The sequence below is a fragment of the Hyphomonas atlantica corrig. genome (genome assembly GCF_000682715.1).
GTDB classification, from domain to species: Bacteria; Pseudomonadota; Alphaproteobacteria; order Caulobacterales; family Hyphomonadaceae; genus Hyphomonas; species Hyphomonas atlantica.
Map to the genome: position 1 here is coordinate 1 of NZ_AWFH01000010.1, position 22565 is coordinate 22565.

The window sequence follows — 22565 nt, forward strand, 5'->3', positions numbered from 1 at the left end:
ATAACGGACCACTTTTCGGGAGGCAGACCAGTTTGACTGCGTACCAGCCACAGCGCCAGTAAGAAAACGAGTGCAGAGCCGCCGAAGATTGCGAGGTTGATCCGGCTGTCCTTGTACATGTTTAACATGAAGCTCAACATGACGACGGCCATGGCGGCACCCATGATGAAGGTCATGTAGAAACGCGTTTCACTCCACCGAACGTGCTCGAAGGCGTAGGTGTTGAGATACATCAGTCCGAACATCACAATCATCGACGTGCCGATCATGGCACCGAACTTCCAGTAATTGCTCTTGTTCTCCATAAATTGCGTCCTCCTAATACTATGGTGGGGTATGGGAACCGACCAACGGCGTGGAGACCTAAAAGTTCCGTCCACCATTTGAAGTTGGCACAACGACTCACGGACTGACTTCTGTAATAAAACCAGTATGCGCTGTTGTATCAGATCGATGTTTCGATCTGGTAGCCAGGAGCAAAAATTAATCGAACCGTTGTTATCGACCGACGATTATTGCGGGTCGTCCGTTCAATAACGAAAAGTGCGGCGCCGGACGGGCAATCGAGTAGTCGCGCTGTTTGGGTATCTGCGTTGAGTGATGAAAAGGCGATAGTCCCAGCGGTGAATGGCACATGTGTAACAAGCCATTCATTAGGGCTCAGATTGCTGAATGCTTCCACATCTGAGCTGTCAGCAAGATTTTGATCGATCCATCTATCCTCAATTACATACGGACTTGTATTCGCGAAATGCAGACCGACGATGTGTAGGCCTTGTCTGGCGGCTGTCCAGCCCAGTCGTACCGCGACATCTGTTGGCGGCACTTCTGCCTCAAGACTTACAAGAGAATAGGAGTAGTCATATCCCTTCGCGATAATGTCTTCCCTGATGACTGGGACGGACAAAGTGGCTTTTCGCGCAGGATATAGCGGTACACGCGTCCCTGCTTTTCGGCGCCGATCAAGCAGGCCTTCATCTGCGAGGGCCCGCAGGGCTCGATTGACTGTCGAACGTGAACAGCCAAATTCCTCGGCCAGGTCAGCCTCGAATGGAATCAGCTGGCCGGGTTTCCAGCGACGAGAGTGAATTCGAGCAAGCGCCTCCTCCTTGACTGACTGCCAGCTCTTCTGCTTCTCATCCGTCACAACACATCCTTTAGGTTCTGCATCACTTTCCGGTATTGCTGCTCAATTGACGCATGGTGAATATGGCGGCCCTCAACGACCAGATGTCGTCCTGAGGACCAAACGTCCGCCACCAAACTGTCGCTTCCCGAAAAAATGTAACTGTCGAGGAGTGAATCTCCCTTGCGATTTGCCAGACAGATATTGTTCGAATCCAGCGCGACCAGATCAGCCACGTAGCCTGGTGCAATCCTTCCACTATTTCGTCCCGCCGCACGCGCCCCACCAGCATTGATGGCTTCGAATAATCTCCGACCCGTAGATTTGTGCTGAGAGGCAAGAGCCGCGCGGGAATGATCACGCAATCGCTGCGAATACTCGAGCATGCGCAATTCCTCGGAAAGAGAAATGCGAACATTTGAATCTGAGCCGATGCCGATCGAACCGCCCGCCGCCATCCAGTCGCTGGCATTGAATATACCGTCCCCAAGGCTGGCCTCTGTGATGGGGCAAAGTCCCGCCACAGCTCCGCTTGCTGCAAGGGAGCGAGTTTCATCAGCATCCATTTGGGTGCAGTGAATGACACACCAATCTGCCGGTCTCATGCAAGATTCAAGAAAAAGGCGAACCGGCTTCATGCCATGGGAAGCAACCACTTCATTCACCTCAGCCATCTGCTCTGCCAGATGCATGTGTACAGGCCCGCCCGCTGCCATTTGCTCGATCTTGACAATGTCATCTGGAGACACGGCACGCAGACTATGCGGAGCCACGCCAATACGGCTGTCCGGCGGAAGCTGGCTGACGCTGTGGGTTGCGGACTCGAACAATCTCTGAAAATCATCAAGGCTGTTGCCAAATCGGATTTGACCTCGGCCCAGAGGACGCTTGTCGCAACCTGCGTATTGATAAAGGACGGGTAGCAGCGTCAGTCCGATGCCGGTCGTTTGCGCGGCTGCGACAATTCTGTCGCTCATTTCAGAGACGGCCGCATACGGACGACCATCCGATTGGTGATGAAGATAGTGGAATTCGACATTTGTTGAGTACCCTGCTTCCAACATTTCCATCTGAACGAAGGCAGCAATCGCTTCAACGTCGTCTGGGGTCAGTTGGTCCAGAAACCGATACATCAGTTGACGCCAAGTCCAGAACGAATCGGACGGATCCGGTCCGCGTCGCTCGGTTAGCCCCGCCATTGAGCGCTGGAAACTATGGGAATGCACGTTTGTCGGCGAAGGCAGAACCACGCCCCTTCTGATGCCTTCGGGTGGCGTATCAGGCGTTACAGATTCAATGAGCCCATTTGCGTCGATGGCGATGCGGACTGCTTCGAACCAGCCATCTTTCAGTAACGCGGATCCGGCCCAGACAATAGCCATTCGGTCTTTCCTTGACTCTCGAATATGTGTAGACATATTAAGCCTGTCTTCGTCACAACGCAACTCGCTATCATGCTTCTTATCAACGCCAATCTCGCCACACTCGACGGCAGTGATGCTTATGGCCTCATACAGGATGGGGCGATTTGGATTCGTGGCGGACGGATACTGTGGGCAGGGTACCACGACCGAATGCCTGACGAGGCGAGAGACCAAGAGGCGCTTGACCTTGACGGGCGGCTGGTAACTCCGGGCCTCGTCGACTGTCATACGCACATCGTTCATGGCGGAGATCGAGCGAGCGAATTCGAGTCTCGCCAGCAGGGGGCGACCTATGAAGAAATTGCGAAAGCGGGAGGTGGGATCATCTCGACCGTGCGCGACACGCGTAGGGCGAGTTCAGATGAATTGCTCGCGAGTGCTCTAAGCCGTGTAGATGAGTCGTTGGCTGGTGGGGTAACAACTTTAGAGATCAAGTCGGGTTATGGACTCGATATCGACACTGAACTCAAGATGTTGCGGGTAGCTCGAGAGATAGCTCGTCAACGGCCGGTCAGAATAAAAGCTACGTTTCTCGGCGCCCACGCCGTCCCTGCAGAGTATGCAGGGAAGGCTGATATGTATCTGCAGGATGTATGTCTGCCAGCCTTGGAGCAGGCCCACGCCGAAGGACTTGTGGATGCGGTAGATGGGTTCTGCGAGAATATTGCATTCTCAGCAGACCAAATTCGGACCGTATTCGAGAAGGCATCGCAGCTAAATCTGCCGGTCAAGCTGCACGCAGAGCAACTGTCGCGAATAGGCGGGACACAGGCGGCAACCGCGTACCGCGCGCTTTCTTGCGATCATCTCGAGTACTCCTCAAAGTCCGATATCGACGCCATGGCTCAAGCCGGCACAGTGGCTGTGTTGCTTCCGGGCGCCTTCTATTTTCTTCGGGAGACGAAGCTGCCTCCGATTGCGCTATTCAGGAACAGGGGCGTGGATATGGCTCTCGCGACTGACTGCAATCCCGGGTCTTCGCCGCTGACTTCGATGCTTCTCTGTATGAATATGGCGTGCACACTGTTCGGGCTGACGCCTGCGGAGGCGCTGGCGGGTGCGACTATGAACGGTGCGAAGGCGCTAGGTCTCGACGATGTGGGGTGCATCCGTGCCGGCAATTATGCCGACCTTGCTGTATGGGATGTCGGACACCCGGCAAAATTGTCTTACCTGATCGGCTCAACGCCTCTGCATATGCGGATCTTCGAAGGAGAAATCGCATGATTGTCCTGGAGCCGGGGCGTACCTCGCTGAAAATTCTAGAGAACATCTGGAGAAACGATCACCCCGTCAGACTGTCGGAATCGGCGAGGGATGGCGTAGACCGTGCTGCCGAGATCGTCGCTCGACATTCCGAGGGACGCGAGGCGATCTATGGCGTTAACACCGGATTCGGTAAGCTTGCTTCGATCAAGATAGCGCCGGAGGACACGCAAGCACTGCAGACCAACCTTGTGCTGTCGCATTGCTGCGGTGTGGGAGAGACGCTGGATATTCCGACAACGCGATTGATGATGACGCTCAAGCTGCTCTCGCTTGGACGAGGCGCATCGGGCGTTCGATGGAGCGTGATCAGTCTTATAGAAGATATGCTAGAGCGGGATGTCGTGCCGGTCGTGCCCGCCCAAGGGTCGGTAGGGGCGAGTGGTGATCTCGCGCCCCTGGCCCATATGGCAGCGGCAATGATCGGCGCGGGTGAAGTTTATTACCGTGGTCGACGCGTTAATGCGCGGGAAGGATTGGAATCGGCTGGATTGATGCCGGTTCAATTAGGCCCCAAGGAGGGGCTCGGTCTGATCAACGGGACCCAGTTTTCGACAGCGTGTGCCCTTGCAGGCCTATTCGACGCAAACAGGAATCTCGTTCAGGCGCTCGTATCTGCTTCATTGTCTACGGATGCGGTAATGGGGTCAACTGCGCCGCTATTAGCGGAAATTCATGAGTTGCGTGGTCATCCCGGACAGATACGCGTAGCTGCTGCAATGCGTACTATCATGTGTGGCTCCGAGATACGAGAAAGCCACAGGCAGGATGACGTGCGGGTGCAGGATCCTTACTGCATCCGATGTCAGCCACAGGTTGCGGGCGCCGCGTTGGATCTTCTCGTTCAGGCGGGCAATGTACTCGAAATAGAAGCAAATGCTGTCTCCGATAATCCCCTGGTGCTCGTAGAGCGCGAGGAAATTGTGTCGGGGGGAAATTTTCATGCCGAACCTGTGGCTTTCGCAGCTGATCTGATCGCGCTGGCGATTGCAGAAATTGGGGCAATCGCTCAACGACGTATCGCGGTAATGGTTGACCCGACATTGTCGTTTGACCTTCCCCCTTTCTTAGCAAGCTCTCCGGGTTTGAATTCCGGCATGATGATCGCTGAGGTCACGACTGCGGCATTGATGAGCGAGAACAAGCATCTTGCCAATCCGTGCTCCACTGACTCCACACCGACATCGGCAAATCAGGAAGACCATGTTTCAATGGCGGCGCATGGCGCCCGTCGGTTGGCACGTATGAACCAAAATCTCAGCATGATCCTTGCAGTCGAATTTCTCTGCGGGGCTCAGGGCGTTGAATATCGAGCACCATTGCGGACAAGTCCTGCTCTGGCGCGCGCCATCCAGACGCTACGCAAGGATATTGCGCCGCTCGGGAACGATAGATTTATGGCTCCCGACCTCGAGCATGCCGGGCGTTTGGTTCGAAGCGGCGTACTCTCTGAAGCGGCGGGCCTGCCGGCTGACCTCAGTGAGATCGCGTTGTGAATCCGGTTGCTGTCTCAAGAGGGCAGTCACCCCTTATCCTGGGGCTGCCTCATAGCGGAACCTATGTGCCGCCTGAAATTTTCAACGCACTGAATGCTCGGGGGCAAAGGCTCGCTGACACAGATTGGCATGTTGATCGCCTGTATGATGGCATATTCCCTGAAGCGACAACTGTGAAGGCAAACTTCAACCGCTACGTTATTGACGCGAACCGATCTCCTGATTCCGAGAGTCTTTACCCGGGGCTGAACACGACAGGGCTGGTGCCGACGACGGACTTTGACGGGTTGCCCATTTGGGAGAGCGAACCTCTTAGCGATGAGATAGACGCGCGACGAACTGCTTGGCACGCTCCTTATCACGCAGCGTTGGCGCACGAAATTCACCGCGTTCGGGAGTTGCATGGAATCGCTGTGCTCTACGATTGCCACTCCATACGTTCTTCGGCCCCATACCTTTTTCAAGGTCGTCTGCCGGACTTCAATATCGGTACAAATTCCGGGCTGTCCTGCGATGTCAGAATCGCCGATGCCGTTGAAGAAGTGTGTCACAAAGCCCAAGGCTTAACCACAGTACGTGATGGCCGCTTCCGGGGAGGCTGGACCACCCGACACTATGGCTGCCCGGACAATGGTATTCACGCGATCCAGATGGAGCTGGCTCAATCGGCATACCTGTCTACCGAGAGCGAACCGTTTAACTACGACATTGAAAAGTCGAATACCCTCCGCGGCCATCTGCGATCGATCCTCGACGCCATTATCGCCGAGATAACTACTCTGGAAAGCAAGACATTATGAATCCCCGACATAACCAAAGAGACATCTATCCCCCTACTGGCAATCAGATTACTGCGAAAAGCTGGTTGACGGAGGCGCCGATGCGTATGCTGATGAATAATCTTCATCCGGATGTCGCCGAGAACCCTCACGAGCTTGTCGTTTACGGCGGTATTGGGCGGGCGGCGCGCTCGTGGGCTGACTTTGACAAGATTGTGGACAGCTTGAAGCAACTGGAGGAAGACGAAACTCTTCTGGTTCAATCCGGCAAACCGGTAGGTGTGTTTCGAACACATGCCGACGCTCCGCGTGTCCTGATCGCCAATTCAAATCTTGTCCCTCATTGGGCGAACTGGGATCACTTCAATGAACTCGATCGCAAGGGTCTGGCCATGTACGGTCAGATGACTGCGGGGTCATGGATCTATATCGGCTCACAGGGAATTGTTCAGGGCACGTATGAAACTTTCATGGAAGTCGGCCGTCAGCATTACCAGGGCGACTTGAAAGGGCGCTGGATTCTGACGGGCGGACTTGGCGGTATGGGCGCAGCTCAGCCGCTCGCTGCAGTCATGGCCGGCGCGTGCTGCCTGGCAGTTGAATGCGATGAAACGCGCGTCGATTTCCGGATGCGCACTGGCTATGTCGACGCAAAAGCTGAATCTCTTGACGAAGCTTTGGGAATGATCGCAGACTGGACGGCCAAAGGAGAGGCAAAGTCTGTCGCGCTTATCGGCAATGCGGCAGAAGTTCTTCCCGAGATCTATCGGAAGGGTGTGCGACCAGATATTCTAACTGATCAGACCAGTGCGCATGATCCATTGCATGGATACCTTCCGAAGGGATGGAGTGTTGCCGAGTGGAGAGAGCGACAGACTACCGATCCCAAAGCTGTCGAGGCAGCTGCTCGCGCCAGTATGGAAGTCCATGTGCGGTCCATGGTAGACTTCTGGAAGGATGGAGTCCCGACACTGGATTATGGCAACAACATTCGCCAGGTCGCACTGGAGCAGGGGTTCGATGACGCTTTTGCGTTTCCTGGATTCGTTCCAGCCTATATTCGTCCGCTCTTCTGTCGGGGAATAGGGCCCTTTCGTTGGTGCGCACTTTCTGGAGATCCGGAAGACATCTACAAGACGGATGCGAAAGTCAAAGAACTCGTCGATGACCCGCATCTGCATAACTGGCTCGACATGGCCAAAGAACGGATTGCATTTCAAGGGTTGCCTGCGAGAATTTGCTGGGTGGGTCTTGGTGTCCGTCATAAACTCGGTCTCGCTTTCAACGAGATGGTTCGCACAGGGGAACTTTCTGCCCCTGTCGTGATCGGTCGTGATCACCTTGATTCCGGTTCCGTCGCATCGCCCAACCGCGAAACAGAATCGATGCGGGATGGTTCTGATGCGGTATCGGACTGGCCATTGCTGAATGCATTGCTCAATACCGCGTCCGGGGCGACCTGGGTGTCCCTGCACCATGGGGGAGGAGTCGGTATGGGTTTTTCGCAACACTCTGGCATGGTCATTTGCTGTGATGGAAGCGTTGAAGCAGATCGTCGCCTGGAGCGGGTGCTGTGGAATGACCCAGCGACAGGCGTAATGCGGCATGCTGATGCAGGGTACGATATTGCCTTGGAATGCGCGCGCGACAGCGGGCTCAATCTGCCGGCCATCCTTTAAAGGGGTATAAGTAGTGATTTCGGACACCGACTGGCCGACGCCGCAATCAGTGTTGCAAACTCTTGAGCCTTTCTCAAGATGTGAGGTGACTGTCGAGGAACTCGTAGCGCGAGCCGGGGTGAACCATGCTCGCGAAGGAAACAACTTGCCTGCGACTCCACGTCCGACGGAGGAGCAACAAACAAGGTTCTGACTTGTTAATTTTTAACAGTCGTCTTGCCTCGGCGTCAGGCATAATTGAACGCACGCGGTGCTCGAACTTCTGCAGGGGAGCATGCTCCATCAGATACTCGTTAGGCGTGCTGCATGAGAAATCTATTGCACCATACCCCGGGAGAACAGCTTTCGGAACGAAGCGCTCTTCCAATTGTAGTGGGACACCATTTTCCTGATGAACGACAATTGAATGATAAACGGGGGCACCAGCCTCGATCTCCAGCTGCCTCGCTACGGCGCGGGAGGCACTTTCAAGCGAATTTTGAACCATTATTGCTGAGTAGGTGCTGCGCCGACTCCGGATTTCGTCTGCAATATTGTTGATCGCGATCAGCTGTCCCCGGGATTGAGTTTCGGCAACAAATGTGCCGACCCCCGCTATACGCATGACCACGCCTGAATCTTTAAGTTCCTTTATGGCGCGATGGACAGTCATCCGCGCAACATTAAATTCTGCCGCCAGATCCGTTTCCGACGGAATACGGTCATTCGGCTTGAGATCTCCCGATTCAATCAGACCCGTGATATGTTGTTTTATTTTTACATAGAGCGGAGCAGGCAAGGAAGGAGCATCCTCAATTTGTTCAAATTCGAGTACAAGTGAATTGGTTTATCGGGTAATCAAGGAAAAAACCTGTGTCGGATTAGGCCACCCTAAACCAAACCGGACTGAAAGGAATACTCACAATCGGAATACATGTTCGGCTAGGGGGCCAATTCAGAAAGCAACGCTATTCCCTGAGATCTGGGCGTAGGAAAGATTTATGAACCAAAATCATCGAACGCGATCCTGTCTTTCGAAACCTCAAAAGATTCGAGAAGCGCAAGCGTGGCTTTCAGCATTGCCGGTGGCCCGCATATATAAAAACTGCAGCTTCCGAGATCAGGGTGTCGTGCGAGAAACTGGTCTCGGAGGGTTTCATGGATCATCCCGCGGTGTCCGGTCCAGTCCAGGTGTTCGGAGAGGTCGGAAATGGCCACGTGCCATGAGAAATTTTGATGTAAGTCCCCGAGTGACTTGAAATCCTCTTTGTAGACGACATGATCAGGCGTTCTCACGCCATACCAAAATGAAATGGGGCGGGATGTCTTTTTTCTCCGCAGTTGGTCGATAATCATGGAGCGAATAGGTGCGATCCCCGCACCACCTGCGATGAAAACGAGTTCTTCGGCTTCTTCATCGACACGAAAGTCCCCGAACGGGCCTCGAAGACGAACTTTGTCGCCCCGATTCAGGCTGGTGAGATAAGCAGACCCGAGACCGACTGGAACGCCCGCCTTATCTGGTTTTGCAAGCGCTAGACGAATGTTGAGAATGATTTCATTGCCAAATTCGCCCGGCGCATTCGCCAGTGAGTAGGTGCGGTAGACGTTTTGATCAGTTCCGAATGTCCGGTCAGTGCCGGATGCTTCCCACTGCGATTTCACTGTCGGCGGCAACGGCAACTTGTCGAGGTGTGACTCGAATGGCGGAACTTCGACCTGCAAATAGCTTCCAGCTCGAAAATCCAGTGGTGACGGCAAGACAAGGCGAAGTTCGTACATATCCGGTGTCAGAAAAGTCGCTGAAACGACGCGGCCGTCCAGCTCGGCAGCATCTAGAAGGCCATGTGGGAGGGTAACTGTGACGGGTGCCTCGATCGTATGTTGACAAGCAAGTCGATAGCCAGCTTCTAGTTCCGTCTCTGGAATTTGGCGGCGGTCAGCTGGAACAATTGGCCAGTCTGAACTGACCTTGACCCGGCATAGCCCGCAAGTGCCTCCCCCTCCGCAGGTTGAAGGCAGGGGATATCCCAGATTCTCCATCGTGGAAAAAAGCGAGCGAAGCGGTCGTGTCTCAACCTTCTTCAGCGCAGTTCCTTCGCTATCGACGAGTGATAATGGTATGCTGTGGTTCCGATGAAGCCATCGGCGCGTCAGATTGAAATCTCTGGCCCGGAAACTATCCCACCAAAGTGCGATGCCGCTAACGCCCAGCCAGAGTACAATAAGGGCCGCAATGACGATCAGCGGGTGATTGAAATCCGTGCGGTTCTGATAGTCCATGATGTGGAGCATCCAGAATACATCAAAGGCCCGCCAGTAATTGTTGCGCCGTTCAAGAATCTCACCCGTCGCAGCTGACACATAGATCGCGGTAGCTTCAGCATCGGAGAAGTCGATCCGCCAGGTGGGGTCGGAATGGTTGCGTGTCTCCAGCGTGCTCTCGCTAAGGTATTCTGCTTTTTTGACAGTGCCTGGCCCGGAGTAATCACTTTTGGCGATAGCTATAGCCAGGTCTTCTCCAATGCCGATCGGCGCTCCTGTAACCGCATCGCTTAAAATCACGCCATCCTCAGTTTCGATGCGGTAGACAAGCATACCGTACAACGGCTGTAGTGTGATTTGGCGGACATCCGTCCCTTGCGGAAGAGTTGGCATTACCACGGGGTCGGGTGCCAATCTGGCGAGCGGGAGGGGATCTTCCGGCGCAGACTGACGGTGCGCACCCGCCACTTTATCATGCGGAAGAAGAGCCATTCCAAGGCCGCTCAACATCCAGAGCGCCAGCTGAATGCCAAGGAGGAGCGCAATCCATTTATGAGCTTTTCGAATGAGGATCATGATGCAATCTGCCCCCGGCGCCTGAAGCTGAAGAAGAGGAGGCACATACCCACCAGGGAAAGCAAAAGACCGAGGCCTGCTGCAATACGAAGCAATGGATTGTTCACATCAGCACGCTCTTCATAGTCCATGATGTGGAGCATCCATGCAAAGTCGAACAACCGCCAGTATGTATGACGACGCGTCACGAGCGAGCCATCACTGGGTGACACATAGAATGCTGTGGAACCAGGGTCGTCGAAGTCGATTCTCCACAATGGAAGGGGGCGCGACTGGATTTCGCTGGGCGCGTCCGCCTTATCCTCAAGTAGAGTTGCAGACCGGACTTCATTGTCCCGGGTATAGTGGAAGCGTGCGACGGCGATTGCGTCAGACTCCTGAATCGGCGACAGGACCACCCCAGAACCAGCATCAACAAGTTTCAGACCTTCATCAGACGTGACTCTGTAGACGGGCCGGCCGACCCAGTTCGCTAGTGTGATGCTTGTGGCGTCGGGATATTCTGAAACGATTTCCGCGAATGTGACTGCAGGCTCGTCGTCTGCCTCAATGATCTCTGTCATGTTCGTTACAAGGTGATCACCATGTATGAAATCGAGATCGACAACCACCATGTAAACCCCGGACGCTAACCAGAGCAGCACTTGTCCTCCGATGGCCAAAGAGAGCCATTTGTGCCATTGGCGCAGCTTGAATGCGATCTTCTTGCTCATCGATCATCCTGATCCTTTTGTACCTTGGCTGCTCGCACTACACGGCGATACGCTCATGAACTATGTCCTTATCCGGACTATAGATCTGACGAATGTTTGCATTGAGCATTTGGTTAGCTCAACGGACACAAAGAGGGTAACCGAAAGCCTGCAGACGTCTTGTGGCGTCTGCAGGCTTCTGGCAATTACCGCCGATATGTCAGCCGGACGTATCCGCGACGCCCCAGCAGATCGTACGTCATTGTGTCAGTATTGCCGTCTGTCCAGCTCGCCACAAAAGGAGGGTCATTCTGGAAGATATTGTCGATACCAAGTGTAAACCGCAATTCCTCCGACACATCGTAGCTGAACTGCGCATTGTGGTAGAATTGCGCCGGGATATTAGAGCCCGGTCCGGAAGTCGCGAAGAAATCATCGCCTTCGCCGATCATCTGTACGGAATATGTCCCTGACCATCTATCAGCAGTGGTGGTCCAGGAACCGAGAGCTCGCCACTCAGGGTAGCCGCCGTTGCCACCGCCAATGTAGCCGTTGATAACCGTGGGCTGATCGCCTGCAAACGCGACGGTTTCGTACTCCGACAGATACGTCGCGTTGAAATCGATTGAGTGAGCCAGTCCGAACTTGTCGAAATCGTAAACAACGCCGATGTCGAGCCCCTTCATTGTTTCGCTACCTGTATTGGCGTTCTGCGTCGAAAGGTAGTTCACATCGCCGTTGAGCGGGTTTCTCGTATGATGTTCCGGGCCGCAGAACTGATGTGAAAGATTTGGGGACTCATAGCAAAGGGCAAGCTTGGTCGAGCCCGGTGTGGTCCGGATCGCGTTGTCAATCTCGATATCGAAGTAGTCGAGTGTGACCGACAGGCCTTCAAGCGGTTGCAACACTGTGCCGATGGTGAAGGATTCTGAAGACTCAGGCTCCAGATCAGGGTTTCCGCCCGCATCAGTTAGGATGGTGTTCCCGAGCTGCACGTAATTGACAGGAACCCCCGCAGCCTGACAGTTTTGGGAAACATTGCTTGACGGTGAAAGACTTGCCCAGCCGGAGCATGGATCGACCGTTGTGAGGTTGCCTTCCGACACACCGCCAAAAAGCTCAGGCACATTGGGGATTCTGAATGCGGTGGCAAATGTTCCGCGAAGTTTGATCGCGTCGTTGACCCGCCAGTTGATGCCAGCTTTGTAGTTCGTATCGCTTCCAAACAGGTCATAATCCGAATAACGGACTGCGCCATCCAGATCGAGGGACTGCACAAATGGCCTGTCCTTCAAAACAGGCACGCTCACTTCAGCGAAGACTTCCTTGGCAGTTGTCGATCCGGAAATCGGGTCTTGCTGGTTACCTAATGCCAAGCCTGCGACAGCGAGGGAGTCAGGGTTTCGCCAGCCCTTGTCTTCGCGCCACTCCGCACCGAACGCTGCGCCAACTGTTCCGGCTGGGAGCGCAAACAGATCACCGCTCACGCTGGCGCTTAGGGCTTTCTGCTCGTTGCCACCAAGCCCGGTTTCAGTGAAGACGATGTAGTCCAGCACCTCCGGCGTGACATCACCATAGCCAAACAAGTCGGCGCAAGGAATACCGTTTGAGCCGCACACCGTTGTGTCGAGTGTTTGAGAAAGGCGACCGGTATTGATATTGTTGAGGATTGAGTCCGAGCCTGTGTTTCTGCCCCAATTCAAGGACGCTTCGTAACTCCACGTGTCGCCGAGAGAGCCGCGTAGGCCTGTTACAATCCGGAACGTGTCCGTCTCCTGCTCAAATGTACGGGCACCGTTTTCGAGTAGTCTGCGGCGTTCTAGAACAAAGTCCACACCCGTTGGGTTTCTCGGGTGATTGGCGTCGAACGCGATATCTACGAGTGTCGCAGGAGAGGCGGGCTGGGTAGACCAACGTTTTGTGTAGAGGAGCTCGGCAAACAGATCTGTCGTGTCAGTCAGGTGATAGGTGCCAAACGTTGCAAAGCTGAGGCGTTCCAAGGGGTTCGAGGCGTTAAAGTACCGGTTGTAGTTGAAGCCATCTCGCACGCCGTCATAGATTTGGAATGAATCTCCATCGCCTCCCGGCACCTGGTTGAAGTTGACCCGAGTGGGGCCAGTGAGGACGGTCCCGTCCGGCATGACATAGCCCGCTGGAAGCGTACCGCGGCCGCCAATCGTTGAGGAGCTTAGACCATCACAAACAAAGCCGTTCGGTGTAGGGGTTCCCGGACATGGAGCGCGACTTTCGTCCCATAGCGGTGCGGCCCCATTGTCTTGGTAGCTTACATTGAACATGACGTCGGCTTTGTCGCTGGAGGCTCCCCAGTTCAGGTCCAGGAGCAACTCTTCGCCATCGCCTTCGTCGGTCATTCCGTACTTTGCGGACAGCTCGAAACCGTCATAGCTTTCTTTGGTGATCAGGTTGATCACGCCTGCGACTGCATCAGCTCCATATGTTGCCGAAGCCCCGTCCTTGAGAACTTCGATGCGCGACACCAGCGACATCGGGATCATGGACAGGTCTACGGCACTGTTAGCGCCTGTGCCGCCATATACGATCCGGCGGCCATTCAGAAGCACGAGCGTGCGGTTCACGCCGAGGCCCCTCAGGTTGATCTGCGGCGTACCCCAACCATTGGAGACCCAATATGCACTGGTCGAATTTCCACCAAACCCAGCAGAGGAGGGGAGGCGTTGAAGCAGCGTTTCGAGATTTGTGATGCCTGATTGTTCAATTTCAAGGCTATCCAGAACTGTGACGGGTCCCACACTGGTCAAATCTGTGCGCTTGATCCGGCTACCTGTGACCGTAACGGTTTCCTGAACCTGAGTGTCGTCAGTAGCCGGTGCGTCCTGGGCGACCGCAGTAGCTGCTGCCAGGCATGCCGCTAGCGGAAAGATCGCTGCACTCTTCAATATGTTGTTCTTCAGATGGTTCATGGGGCCGTCTCCTTGTTTCTGGTGGCTATAGGGTTACGTCACACGATTAATACATACCTGTATAGACAGCTTGGAGGTTGGCGATCAATTAAATATTAAAAATACCTTCATGAATTGGTCGGGTGATCGTTTTGTGTGCGGAATGCCTGCTCGGCAGGCAGTTGGGATCCAGCGCATATACTATGAGGGGATTTGGTTTGGTCGTGAGTAATGCTTACATGCTGTCTGTGATGAATTCACTGACGCGCAATGGGTTCTGGCGTTCATTCGCATTAGTCCCTCTTGAAACTCTTGTGCATCAGAAAAAAGACGAGCGAGGCTGAGCAGGAGATGAGCAGAAAGCCATTCAGGGATTCCAGCCCAGCTAGAAATCTCGAATGTCCCGTGGGGTAGATGTCACCAAGGCCGAGCGAAGTGTAATTGACCAGAGAAAAATAGAAGATGTCCATGAAACTATCGCTGTCGCCTCCCTTGAATCCGCCCAGCCCAGTTGAGTCCATCACCGCAAAGCCCAATGCGTAAAGCATGGCTTCGATAAGGTGCGCAGCGCCTGCGCCGCAAATACCGGCCAGCATAGCCCAATATCCCGGCTTCAATCGCGCCGTGATTACGCCATACAGCCGGGTCAGCGCAAAATAATGGACCGTGCTTGCGAGGCAGAAAATGAGAACGCCGATGAGAATGGACCCGGTCATGACGGATCCATGTGATCGTGGAAAGTGCTTTGATCGGAGCTTTGGTTCCGCAAGTGACGAAGGAAGAATCGTTCGAAGGCGAACACGGTTGTCATGCCTCCAATTGCGATAAGAATGATCGTTGGATCGGCCTGCCATTTCAGGATCAGAAATGCGCCAAGCGCCACTGCATCCAGCACCAAAGCTGTCACGAGGATGCACGAAAGCGGTCCGAAGAAGACCGTAAAGACGAGATTGAGGAAGTCAGCCTTCATCAGGGTGACCGCCTCCTTGTGATTGCGAAATACTTCGCGACGCGGGCGCATCTCAGTCCTGAGGATCTCCTGCAGGAAGCACTTACAAGGGTGCTTTGTGGAGATCGCGAGAGGCCTCCGGATGTCGACATTGTTGCCTTTCTCGGCGGTGTCATGAAGAGCATTGCAAGTTCAGAAGTGCGAAAGCGCGCCCGTCGTGAGGATGCCGGATATGCTGAAACGCCCGCCGATCTCGGCTTGTTCGCAGATACTGTGAGCGATGGTCGGGCAGGTATTGAAGACACTATCTGCCGTAAGGAGCATGACGCCGAATTTCATGCCTGGCTGTGTGAGCAATTCGAAGATGACGAAACCATGCTGGTTTTGCTGGGCATGTTTGAAGGGCTGTCGGGTGAAGAGCTTTGCTCTCAGACAGGCGTCACAAAGGGCCAGCTCGCCACCATCAGGCGAAGGATTCGCCGCAAGATAAATGAATTCGAAGGTCGGAGAGGATCATGACCGATTCTAAAAAGCGCGCCGAGCTCGACCGTCTTGATGACGCCATGCTCGACGACATTCTCGGTATGACCAATGCGGAGATTCAGCAAGAACTGGAATCTCTGGGTCACAAGACTGGCGATGGCAAATCCATGTTTGGCCGTGCATTAATTGCGGCGAAAGGGCATGCGGGTTTTGTTGAGCTCAAGAAGGCGCGCGTTGAACTCTTGGAGGATCGACGAAAGCGAGAGGCGCGCAGCCGGTCTCAAACGCCAGACGAGGCGCGCGCTTTCTTGCACCGGGTTCAAGCAGAACTGAGCGAACTAACGATCGCGGCAAGAAACGCGGATGGTTCAGAGCTGTCGGACAGGGATGCATTGGCGCAGCTCGAAGATGTTTTGGAGCTGCTTGGGGAGCTTAATATAGATCTGAATGATGAAAGCAAAAAGTGACTACCTTTCAGCGTCCTGAACTCCTTATGCAGCGCTACGGTATTGTCACGCCGGAGCAGATCGATCTGGAGGCGTTAGCGTGGTTGCTCAATGCGAGGGTCCGTTATCGCCCGCTGGATGGCTGTGAAGCGCAAATCATGGGTATCAGGGATAGGGCAATCATTACAATTGATGACCGGGGAGGCGCCGAACGTGCCCGCTTCTCGCTCGGGCATGAAATTGGACACTGGCAGTGCCACAAGAACCAGAATCTGCACTGCTCCAAAGAAGTCATCGGCTCGACCCGGGACGCTGGTTCGGCGAAGGAGTGGCAGGCTGATACTTATTCAGCTGGACTGCTTATGCCGAGATACATGTTTGAGCCTAGAGCCAAGTCTTATGATCGTCCTTCGTTTCGCTCGATCAGCGAATTAGCATCAGAGTTCCGGATAAGCCGCACAGCTACCGCGCTTCGCTTCGTCGGTACAGATCCAGTCTACTCAATCTTGATTTGCTACGGACCAAATGGCCGAAACTGGTTCCGAAAATCGAGGAACTGGCCCTCAACGTTGATCCCTGCCAGGGAGGTGGGCGCGAACTCGGACGTACTGGGTCTCCTTTTCGAGCGATGCACTGAAGCGCGCGACGCACGGCGAGAACCGGCCAGCACTTACTTCAATGGCAACGACCTTCAGGATGAGGAGGTCTTTGCCCATGCTGTGCGCACTGGAGCAAGCGATGATCCAGTTGGGCGGAGTGTCATGGTGCTGGTGGTGCCAGTCAGGAGCCGCCTGATCGAGCTCGCTGAGCGCAGAAGTGCGTGGTAAACTAGGATGCTTTGCCGAGTGGCAGAGTACCTTGGCCATCCGGGTAGGCTCTGCGCGATTTTGAATTTGGTTTCGACGCAGGACGATCGCTCAATAGAGGTTTGAGGTCCTGAGGCGCCTTGAGATGAACAAAGCCCTTGGAAGGAGCGTAGTACAGCGCGACTTTTTTTCCAGCTTCCAGCAGGGTTTCGGCATTCGAAATCGATCCTTTCGATTCGCCGTCCCATAAGATGAAGCCATACTCTGCTGCCTCCGCCATGGCCTTGTCCTTGACCGTATAGAACGCTCTGCCTTTCAATTTTGGGTCAACGTCAACCGCTTCTACCGGCCAAGAGCCAATATTGTTCCGGCATTTGCCGGCCGAGCAAAAGACAGTGACAAACAAGTAGTGCTGGTCGGCCAAGTATGATTGCATGGCTTTGTCAGCGCCATTGGCATCACCGACCACGATCTTCAATTCCTTGCGCATCATATTCTGCAGACGCTCTCGAATCTGGTCGTTGAGACGACTTATGTTTCGAGATCCCGAAAGGAACACCGTGCTCATCGATTGCTTCGCGTTTTTGTCATCGTCAAAACACATACGCGTGCTGCGCCTCCTTCGGTAAGCAGTATATCAGTCGCCACGTTCAACGTCGAACCTGACCGGAAGAGATCATCAACGAGTAAAATTTGCTTTCCTTTCACTCTCTCTCCTTTGTGAAGAGATAGAGCTTTCCGAAGTAGGTCCAACCGAGCGACCGGATCAGTTATTCCTTTGAGCTCCTCATCACCGGAATTTAAGAGCAGATCGTCAAGAACGCTCACTTTTCTCCTTTTTCCAATTTCGGCAGTTATCAGCTGGACCGGCTGATAGGCGCGCTTCTTGTTTGTTGCAGGTATCGGAACCAGGGCGTCGAATCCCTCTATTCCCTTTATCTGATCAAGCAATTCCACAATTCTCGCAACAGCCCCCCGATTCTGGGCGTATTTCAGTTCATATACAAGCTGCCCCATTTCACTCCGCTTTGTGTCGTAGCGGTCTCGCCCTCCCGCATCCACGCCGAGATACTCGCTGGAAACAGTATGGATATCGAATGCCTTGCCGACCGCCCAATTACCTTCAATGCTTTCTACCATCGGGAAGGAATCCCCCACTTCTATGTTGGTCGGCGACCTTAGGCTGACTCGGCAGAGCTTGTCTTTAAGTGTCGCCGAAGCGAAACTCGAACGAACATGCGTTATTACTGCCGTAGAACGCAGTTGGCCAATTCGCCCGACGTCTTCGAAAGTTTTAATGCCTTGTAATAAAAGGAATTACTAGCTTACTCTTTTGTTGGGTGCGCCCTCCCGCACCCAACAAGCCCCTGATATCCTCGCGGATTTCGGGGGCTTTTCCTTTGGTGCCTGTTCAGGCGCGTTTGGCCGGGATGACCGCTACGGTAAATCGCGAAATACAGACCAGTCGACCGTCCTCATCCACGATGCGGATAGACCAGATCTGAGTTGTTCGGCCCAGCGCCTCTGGGGTTGCCTTCGCATACACGTATCCGCTCATGACCGGGCGGATATGGTTGGCATTGATTTCAAGACCGACACCGACCTGTTCACTGGAATCAAGCGTGAGGTTGGACGCAATAGAGCCAACGGTTTCTGCCAGGGCCACTGACGCGCCACCATGCAGGCGGCCGTGAGGCTGAACCGTGCGGCCATCGACAGGCATCCTGGCAGTCAGCGAATTTTCTGTTGCGTCAATGACTTCAATCCCGAGGTGTTCAACCAGGGTAGGTGACTCGTAATGTGTGAGGGCTTGCGGTTGCGGGACCCCATTCTTCCAGATCGACATGTGTGATGCTCCGAAACTTGATGCTTTCGAAGCAGACTTAGCAAACAGATTCAGGCGCGTCGCCGATGCCCCAAAGGCAAGCAGGTTGGAGGGGTGCCGTGAATTCAGGCTTTGGAAGTGAGCTTGCGTTGAATGCGTTTCGTCGCGTTGGAAATGATCTTCGGATAGGATGCGGGCAGTAGACGTGCGAGCCGGTCCAAATGCTTGGCCTGCGGCGTGACAATGATACGGCACTTGCCCTTGGCAACGCCGTTGAGGATATCCATCGCCGCGGCATCCGCTGGATAAGTCAGGAATTTCTTTTCGTAGACCGACAGCACTTTCAAAGCCTGCTCGCGTTCTTCTGGCGTCATCTTTGCGAGATCTGCTTCCTTCGCTTTGGCGATGTTGGTTTTGACGCCGCCAGGGTGGACCACGACCACCTGCAGATTCGCGCCGGAAAACAGGGCGTCCGTCCGGATGGCTTCTGTAAGGCCACGGACTGCAAACTTGGTCGTGCAATAGATGGCGACGTTCGGCTGTGCGACGAGGCCATTCAGACTGGAGATATTGACGAGAATCCCTGAACCGCTGCTTTCCAGGTGGGGCATGAAGGCGCGCGAGGCGTGCAGAACCCCCATCAGGTTGATGTCGATGACTTTCTGGATGGTTTCCAAAGGCGTGTCGGCTATGGAACGTCCGCCACCGGATATTCCGGCATTGTTGTAAAGTTGGTGGATTGCGCCAAACTTGCTGAGAATGGCATCGGGGTAGGCATAGATCGCAGCGCTGTCGGACACGTCCAGAATTTGACTGTGCAGTTGCACGCCCTCTGCGTGCAGCATCTGTTGGGTTTCATCGAGGCCGACAGGGTCAATGTCCGAAATTGCCAGACGAGCGCCGGCGCGTGCCAGTGCGAGGGCCAACTCCCGACCGATACCACTGCCGGCACCGGTGACGACGCAAGTCTTGCCTGCATATTTCTTGATCATCTGACGTATCCTGAATGTCTTGAGCTGGATTGGCGGTTGGAATGGCTAGAAAAGCTCCAGGGCCGGGTCGATAACCTTGCCCCGTTTGAACAGGGCAATATCTGTCGTGTAGTCAGACGACATCTCCCACGGATAATCATCTCCCTGTTTCGGCATTGAAGCGACCGCGCGTTTGACGTAGCCGGCGCCAAAATCCATCAAGGGCCGTGTAACGATCTCCCCTTCAGGGCGTCGAGGAATGCAGACTGTTTTGCCCTGGCGATCCATTTCCTTCAGCAGTTTGCAGAGATAGCCGCACACCAGCCCAACTTTTAAAGTCCAGGAGGAATTGGTGTAGCCGATCGCGAAACTGTAGTTTGGGATACCGTCGAGCATCAGGCCTTTGAAAACCAGGTGATCAGATACGTCGACCGGTTTTCCGTCTACGGTGAAGTCGATGCCGCCCATCATCTTTAGCTTCAGGCCGGTCGCAATGATGATCGCATCTGCATCTACATGTTCGCTCGACTTCATCTGAATTCCGGCAGGTGTAAACCGTTCAATATGACCGGTCACGATAGATGCCCGCCCGGCAGAAATATCCTTGAAGAAGTCGGCATCTGGAACAGCGCAGAGCCTTTGGTCCCACGGATTGTAAGGTGGCTTGAAATGCACATCTACGGGATAGTCGGCTGGCAGATGTTGGCGGTTCAGCTTACGGATCAGCCGTCGCGCGCGGTTAGGGAATTTCTGGCAGTACAGATAGAACCAGCGCTGTACGCGCGTGTTTTTCCAACGGGTCAGCCCATAGGCGACCTTGGGCGGCAACCATTTTTTTAACCAAAGCGCGACCTTGTCCTGTTTGGGGCGCGGCATGATATAGGTCGGGGTGCGTTGGACCTGAACGACGTGTGCAGCCCTGTCTGTCATGGAGGGCACCAGCGTGACCGCGGTGGCTCCACTTCCGATTATGGCAACGCGCTTTCCGGAATAGTCGAAGTCTTCAGGCCAGAATTGAGGGTGGATCTTCGGGCCGTGAAAGGCATCCTCATCCTCGAACGCTGGTCGGAAGCCTTCGTCATAGTCATAGTAACCGGTCGCGCCGAAAAGCCAGCGGCATTTGCGGGTCTCGCGCGCGCCGGTCTGGCTATTTTCGATTGTGACTGTCCACAACGCTTCATCACTTTCCCACGACGCGCTGACGACTTTCCGATTATAGGAGATCCGCTCCAGCACGTTGTGCTCTTCGGCGGCTTCCTTGAGATAGGACATGATCTCCTCGGCCGATGCGAGGGCGTTCGGACTGGTCCAGGGTTTGAAGTCGTAGGAGAAGGTGTAGAGATCGGAGTCCGAGCGGATGCCTGGATATTTGAACAAGTCCCAGGTCCCGCCAAACGTCTCACGCGCTTCCACAATTTCCCAGCTCTTGCCGGGTAGTTCACGCTGCAGGTAGCACGCGCAGCCAATTCCAGAGATACCAGCGCCGATGATCAGCACATCAATCGGTTCAACAGAGAAAGCGGGATCGGTTTCAATTGGCATAGAGGCCTCCATCAGACCACACGATCTATTAGTTCTGTGTGGAATGGGATGTGCACATCATACCTTTTCGGGGTATAGTGAGTGCATGATGAACAGTTTCGATGGGCGCGTGGACGAGCTATTGCGACAAGGCGCAGAGCGTGTGCTGAAGGCGCCGCAATCCTGGCGCGATGAGGTGGGCAAGGCCGTGGTCACCGCTATCGAGTCGGACAATTTGCCCTTCGTTGAAAGCGTCATCCGGCGAGAAAACCTGATTGGCGTAATGCACTGGGCCAATTCCATTCTGTCAGATCCGAACGGGCCGATCACACCGGTTATCTCTTCGGAATTGTACGCCATCATTCGCGAGCAAGTGCGCAAGGGAGAACTTGATATTTCGCTGAACGGGTATCGGGTTGCGCAGAATATCACCTGGCGCCGCTGGATGCGGATCGTCTTTGACCTGACATCTGACAAACACGAGCTTCAGGCCGTTCTGGATCGTTCGGCGCGCAGCATTGGTGACTATACTGATGCGGCTTTAGCGATCCTCTCGAGATTCATCGATGCAGAACGGGCTGAACTCGCGAAAGGGGCGCCGGCTTTACAGCGAGAAGTGCTGCAACAGGTATTGAGCGGGAAATTGGGGGATCCGTTTTCCGCTGGTCAAAGGCTGGGGTATCGTTTTGATCGCAGCCACACAGTTGTTCGAATTTGGGCGATGGATGTGCAGCCTGATAGCGCCCTGGTAAACCGCGCGACAGATCAGATAGTACAGGTTCTGGGGCACGCGCCGGGGCTGCGCGTTGAGGAGGGCGAAAGCTCCATATTTCTTTGCTTTGACAAGCAGATCCAGGCTGCTGAATTGGAGTCAGAGTGTCCGGACGGCGTAATGGTGGCGATCGGACGTTTGGGGCAGGGGTTTGCCGGGTTTCTGGAAAGTGCAAACTCTGCGCGCATTGTGCGCAATATTCTCGCGGGGGCGCGGAATGGGCGACGCGTTGCGGACCATGATCTGGTCAGGCTTCAAACAGTCTTGATCCCGGATGATGGCGCGTTCCAGCGGTTTGCGTCTGATGTCCTCGGAGACTTGCTCAGGGCGCCGGAGGATTTGAAGCGCAACCTCCTCACATATCTGAAACAGGGCTGTAATGCGGCGTATACGGCCGACCAGCTTGGCATTCACCGAAATACGCTCAATCGGCAATTGGACCGGGTGAATGATTTGCTTCCTCAGGCCTTGGGAGACGGCAACCGTATGAACATCGCTGTCGCGCTCGAAGGCTTGCTTTGGCGGCCGTAGGATTGGCGGTCAGGAAGGATCAATGTCGATCAGCAGTGGAGCAAGCCCACCCGTTGAG

At 54.5% G+C, this 22565-nt stretch carries 21 protein-coding genes and 1 pseudogene; 8 read left to right on the forward strand and 14 right to left on the reverse strand.

What is annotated here, in order from left to right; genetic code table 11:
• The 3 genes and pseudogenes from HY36_RS06840 to HY36_RS06850 all read right to left on the reverse strand — a co-directional run.
• Nucleotides 1-305, reverse strand: a pseudogene (locus HY36_RS06840) (DUF305 domain-containing protein); the annotation flags it as partial.
• A 140-nt stretch (nucleotides 306-445) separates the two neighbouring features.
• Entirely contained in the window at nucleotides 446-1147 is a 702-nt protein-coding gene (locus HY36_RS06845) for a UTRA domain-containing protein (RefSeq protein ID WP_035550368.1), read from the reverse strand.
• Nucleotides 1144-2508 (reverse strand): formimidoylglutamate deiminase, encoded by a 1365-nt coding sequence (locus HY36_RS06850; protein WP_035550371.1) that lies wholly within the window; start codon nucleotides 2506-2508, stop codon nucleotides 1144-1146. The genes HY36_RS06845 and HY36_RS06850 overlap by 4 nt, the downstream gene beginning before the upstream one ends.
• Before the next feature lie 72 nt (nucleotides 2509-2580).
• On the opposite strand from HY36_RS06850, the gene hutI reads away from it, so the two are divergent.
• The 4 genes from hutI to hutU are packed head-to-tail and all read left to right on the forward strand — an operon-like array spanning nucleotide 2581 to nucleotide 7770.
• On the forward strand, nucleotides 2581-3777 hold the full coding sequence (hutI, locus tag HY36_RS06855; protein ID WP_035550373.1) for an imidazolonepropionase: 1197 nt from the start codon (nucleotides 2581-2583) through the stop codon (nucleotides 3775-3777).
• Complete coding sequence (hutH, locus tag HY36_RS06860; protein ID WP_035550376.1) at nucleotides 3774-5312, forward strand: histidine ammonia-lyase; 1539 nt, start codon at nucleotides 3774-3776, stop codon at nucleotides 5310-5312. Before hutI ends, hutH begins: the two co-directional genes overlap by 4 nt.
• Nucleotides 5309-6112 (forward strand): N-formylglutamate deformylase, encoded by an 804-nt coding sequence (gene hutG / locus HY36_RS06865; RefSeq protein ID WP_035550378.1) that lies wholly within the window; start codon nucleotides 5309-5311, stop codon nucleotides 6110-6112. The genes hutH and hutG overlap by 4 nt, the downstream gene beginning before the upstream one ends.
• Nucleotides 6106-7770: a urocanate hydratase gene (hutU, locus tag HY36_RS06870; RefSeq protein ID WP_035550380.1), complete on the forward strand. Its 1665-nt coding sequence runs from the start codon at nucleotides 6106-6108 to the stop codon at nucleotides 7768-7770. Before hutG ends, hutU begins: the two co-directional genes overlap by 7 nt.
• Before the next feature lie 73 nt (nucleotides 7771-7843).
• Here the strand turns inward: hutU and hutC are convergent, their stop codons facing one another.
• The 6 genes from hutC to HY36_RS06900 form a co-directional block, all read right to left on the reverse strand.
• Nucleotides 7844-8548 carry a histidine utilization repressor gene (gene hutC, locus HY36_RS06875; protein ID WP_035550382.1) on the reverse strand — a complete coding sequence of 235 codons (705 nt, stop codon included), beginning with the start codon at nucleotides 8546-8548 and terminating at the stop codon, nucleotides 7844-7846.
• Nucleotides 8549-8748: 200 nt separating this feature from the next.
• The gene (nqrF, locus tag HY36_RS17750) at nucleotides 8749-10590 is read right to left on the reverse strand and encodes an NADH:ubiquinone reductase (Na(+)-transporting) subunit F (RefSeq protein WP_051602582.1); all 1842 of its coding nucleotides are present in this window, start codon (nucleotides 10588-10590) and stop codon (nucleotides 8749-8751) included.
• Entirely contained in the window at nucleotides 10587-11303 is a 717-nt protein-coding gene (locus HY36_RS06885) for a hypothetical protein (RefSeq protein ID WP_035550386.1), read from the reverse strand. The genes nqrF and HY36_RS06885 overlap by 4 nt, the downstream gene beginning before the upstream one ends.
• 185 nt (nucleotides 11304-11488) lie before the next feature.
• On the reverse strand, nucleotides 11489-14224 hold the full coding sequence (locus tag HY36_RS06890) for a TonB-dependent receptor (protein ID WP_035550389.1): 2736 nt from the start codon (nucleotides 14222-14224) through the stop codon (nucleotides 11489-11491).
• A gap of 272 nt (nucleotides 14225-14496) precedes the next feature.
• On the reverse strand, nucleotides 14497-14919 hold the full coding sequence (locus HY36_RS06895; protein WP_035550392.1) for an ion channel: 423 nt from the start codon (nucleotides 14917-14919) through the stop codon (nucleotides 14497-14499).
• On the reverse strand, nucleotides 14916-15173 hold the full coding sequence (locus tag HY36_RS06900) for a hypothetical protein (protein WP_155841761.1): 258 nt from the start codon (nucleotides 15171-15173) through the stop codon (nucleotides 14916-14918). Before HY36_RS06900 ends, HY36_RS06895 begins: the two co-directional genes overlap by 4 nt.
• A 153-nt stretch (nucleotides 15174-15326) precedes the next feature.
• Between HY36_RS06900 and HY36_RS06905 the strand changes: the two genes are divergently transcribed.
• From HY36_RS06905 to HY36_RS17755, 3 genes are read left to right on the forward strand one after another with little or no spacing between them, the layout of a single operon-like run.
• Entirely contained in the window at nucleotides 15327-15671 is a 345-nt protein-coding gene (locus HY36_RS06905; RefSeq protein ID WP_155841763.1) for a hypothetical protein, read from the forward strand.
• Nucleotides 15668-16102, forward strand: a complete 435-nt coding sequence (locus tag HY36_RS06910) for a hypothetical protein (protein WP_035550400.1) — start codon at nucleotides 15668-15670, stop codon at nucleotides 16100-16102. The genes HY36_RS06905 and HY36_RS06910 overlap by 4 nt, the downstream gene beginning before the upstream one ends.
• The gene (locus HY36_RS17755; RefSeq protein ID WP_155841765.1) at nucleotides 16099-16908 is read left to right on the forward strand and encodes an ImmA/IrrE family metallo-endopeptidase; all 810 of its coding nucleotides are present in this window, start codon (nucleotides 16099-16101) and stop codon (nucleotides 16906-16908) included. Before HY36_RS06910 ends, HY36_RS17755 begins: the two co-directional genes overlap by 4 nt.
• A 1-nt stretch (nucleotide 16909) precedes the next feature.
• Here HY36_RS17755 and HY36_RS06920 read toward each other — a convergent pair whose 3' ends face one another.
• The 5 genes from HY36_RS06920 to HY36_RS06940 all read right to left on the reverse strand — a co-directional run bounded on the left by HY36_RS06920 (nucleotide 16910) and on the right by HY36_RS06940 (nucleotide 21225).
• Nucleotides 16910-17455, reverse strand: a complete 546-nt coding sequence (locus HY36_RS06920; protein WP_199285768.1) for a hypothetical protein — start codon at nucleotides 17453-17455, stop codon at nucleotides 16910-16912.
• Nucleotides 17452-18027: a ComF family protein gene (locus HY36_RS06925; protein WP_035550402.1), complete on the reverse strand. Its 576-nt coding sequence runs from the start codon at nucleotides 18025-18027 to the stop codon at nucleotides 17452-17454. The genes HY36_RS06920 and HY36_RS06925 overlap by 4 nt, the downstream gene beginning before the upstream one ends.
• A gap of 271 nt (nucleotides 18028-18298) precedes the next feature.
• Nucleotides 18299-18733, reverse strand: a complete 435-nt coding sequence (locus tag HY36_RS06930) for a hotdog fold thioesterase (RefSeq protein ID WP_035550405.1) — start codon at nucleotides 18731-18733, stop codon at nucleotides 18299-18301.
• A gap of 104 nt (nucleotides 18734-18837) precedes the next feature.
• On the reverse strand, nucleotides 18838-19704 hold the full coding sequence (locus HY36_RS06935; protein WP_035550408.1) for an SDR family NAD(P)-dependent oxidoreductase: 867 nt from the start codon (nucleotides 19702-19704) through the stop codon (nucleotides 18838-18840).
• 45 nt (nucleotides 19705-19749) lie between these two features.
• Complete coding sequence (locus HY36_RS06940; RefSeq protein WP_035550477.1) at nucleotides 19750-21225, reverse strand: flavin-containing monooxygenase; 1476 nt, start codon at nucleotides 21223-21225, stop codon at nucleotides 19750-19752.
• Nucleotides 21226-21310: 85 nt separating this feature from the next.
• Between HY36_RS06940 and HY36_RS06945 the strand changes: the two genes are divergently transcribed.
• Nucleotides 21311-22507: a PucR family transcriptional regulator gene (locus tag HY36_RS06945; protein WP_035550411.1), complete on the forward strand. Its 1197-nt coding sequence runs from the start codon at nucleotides 21311-21313 to the stop codon at nucleotides 22505-22507.
• Nucleotides 22508-22565: the final 58 nt, after the last annotated feature.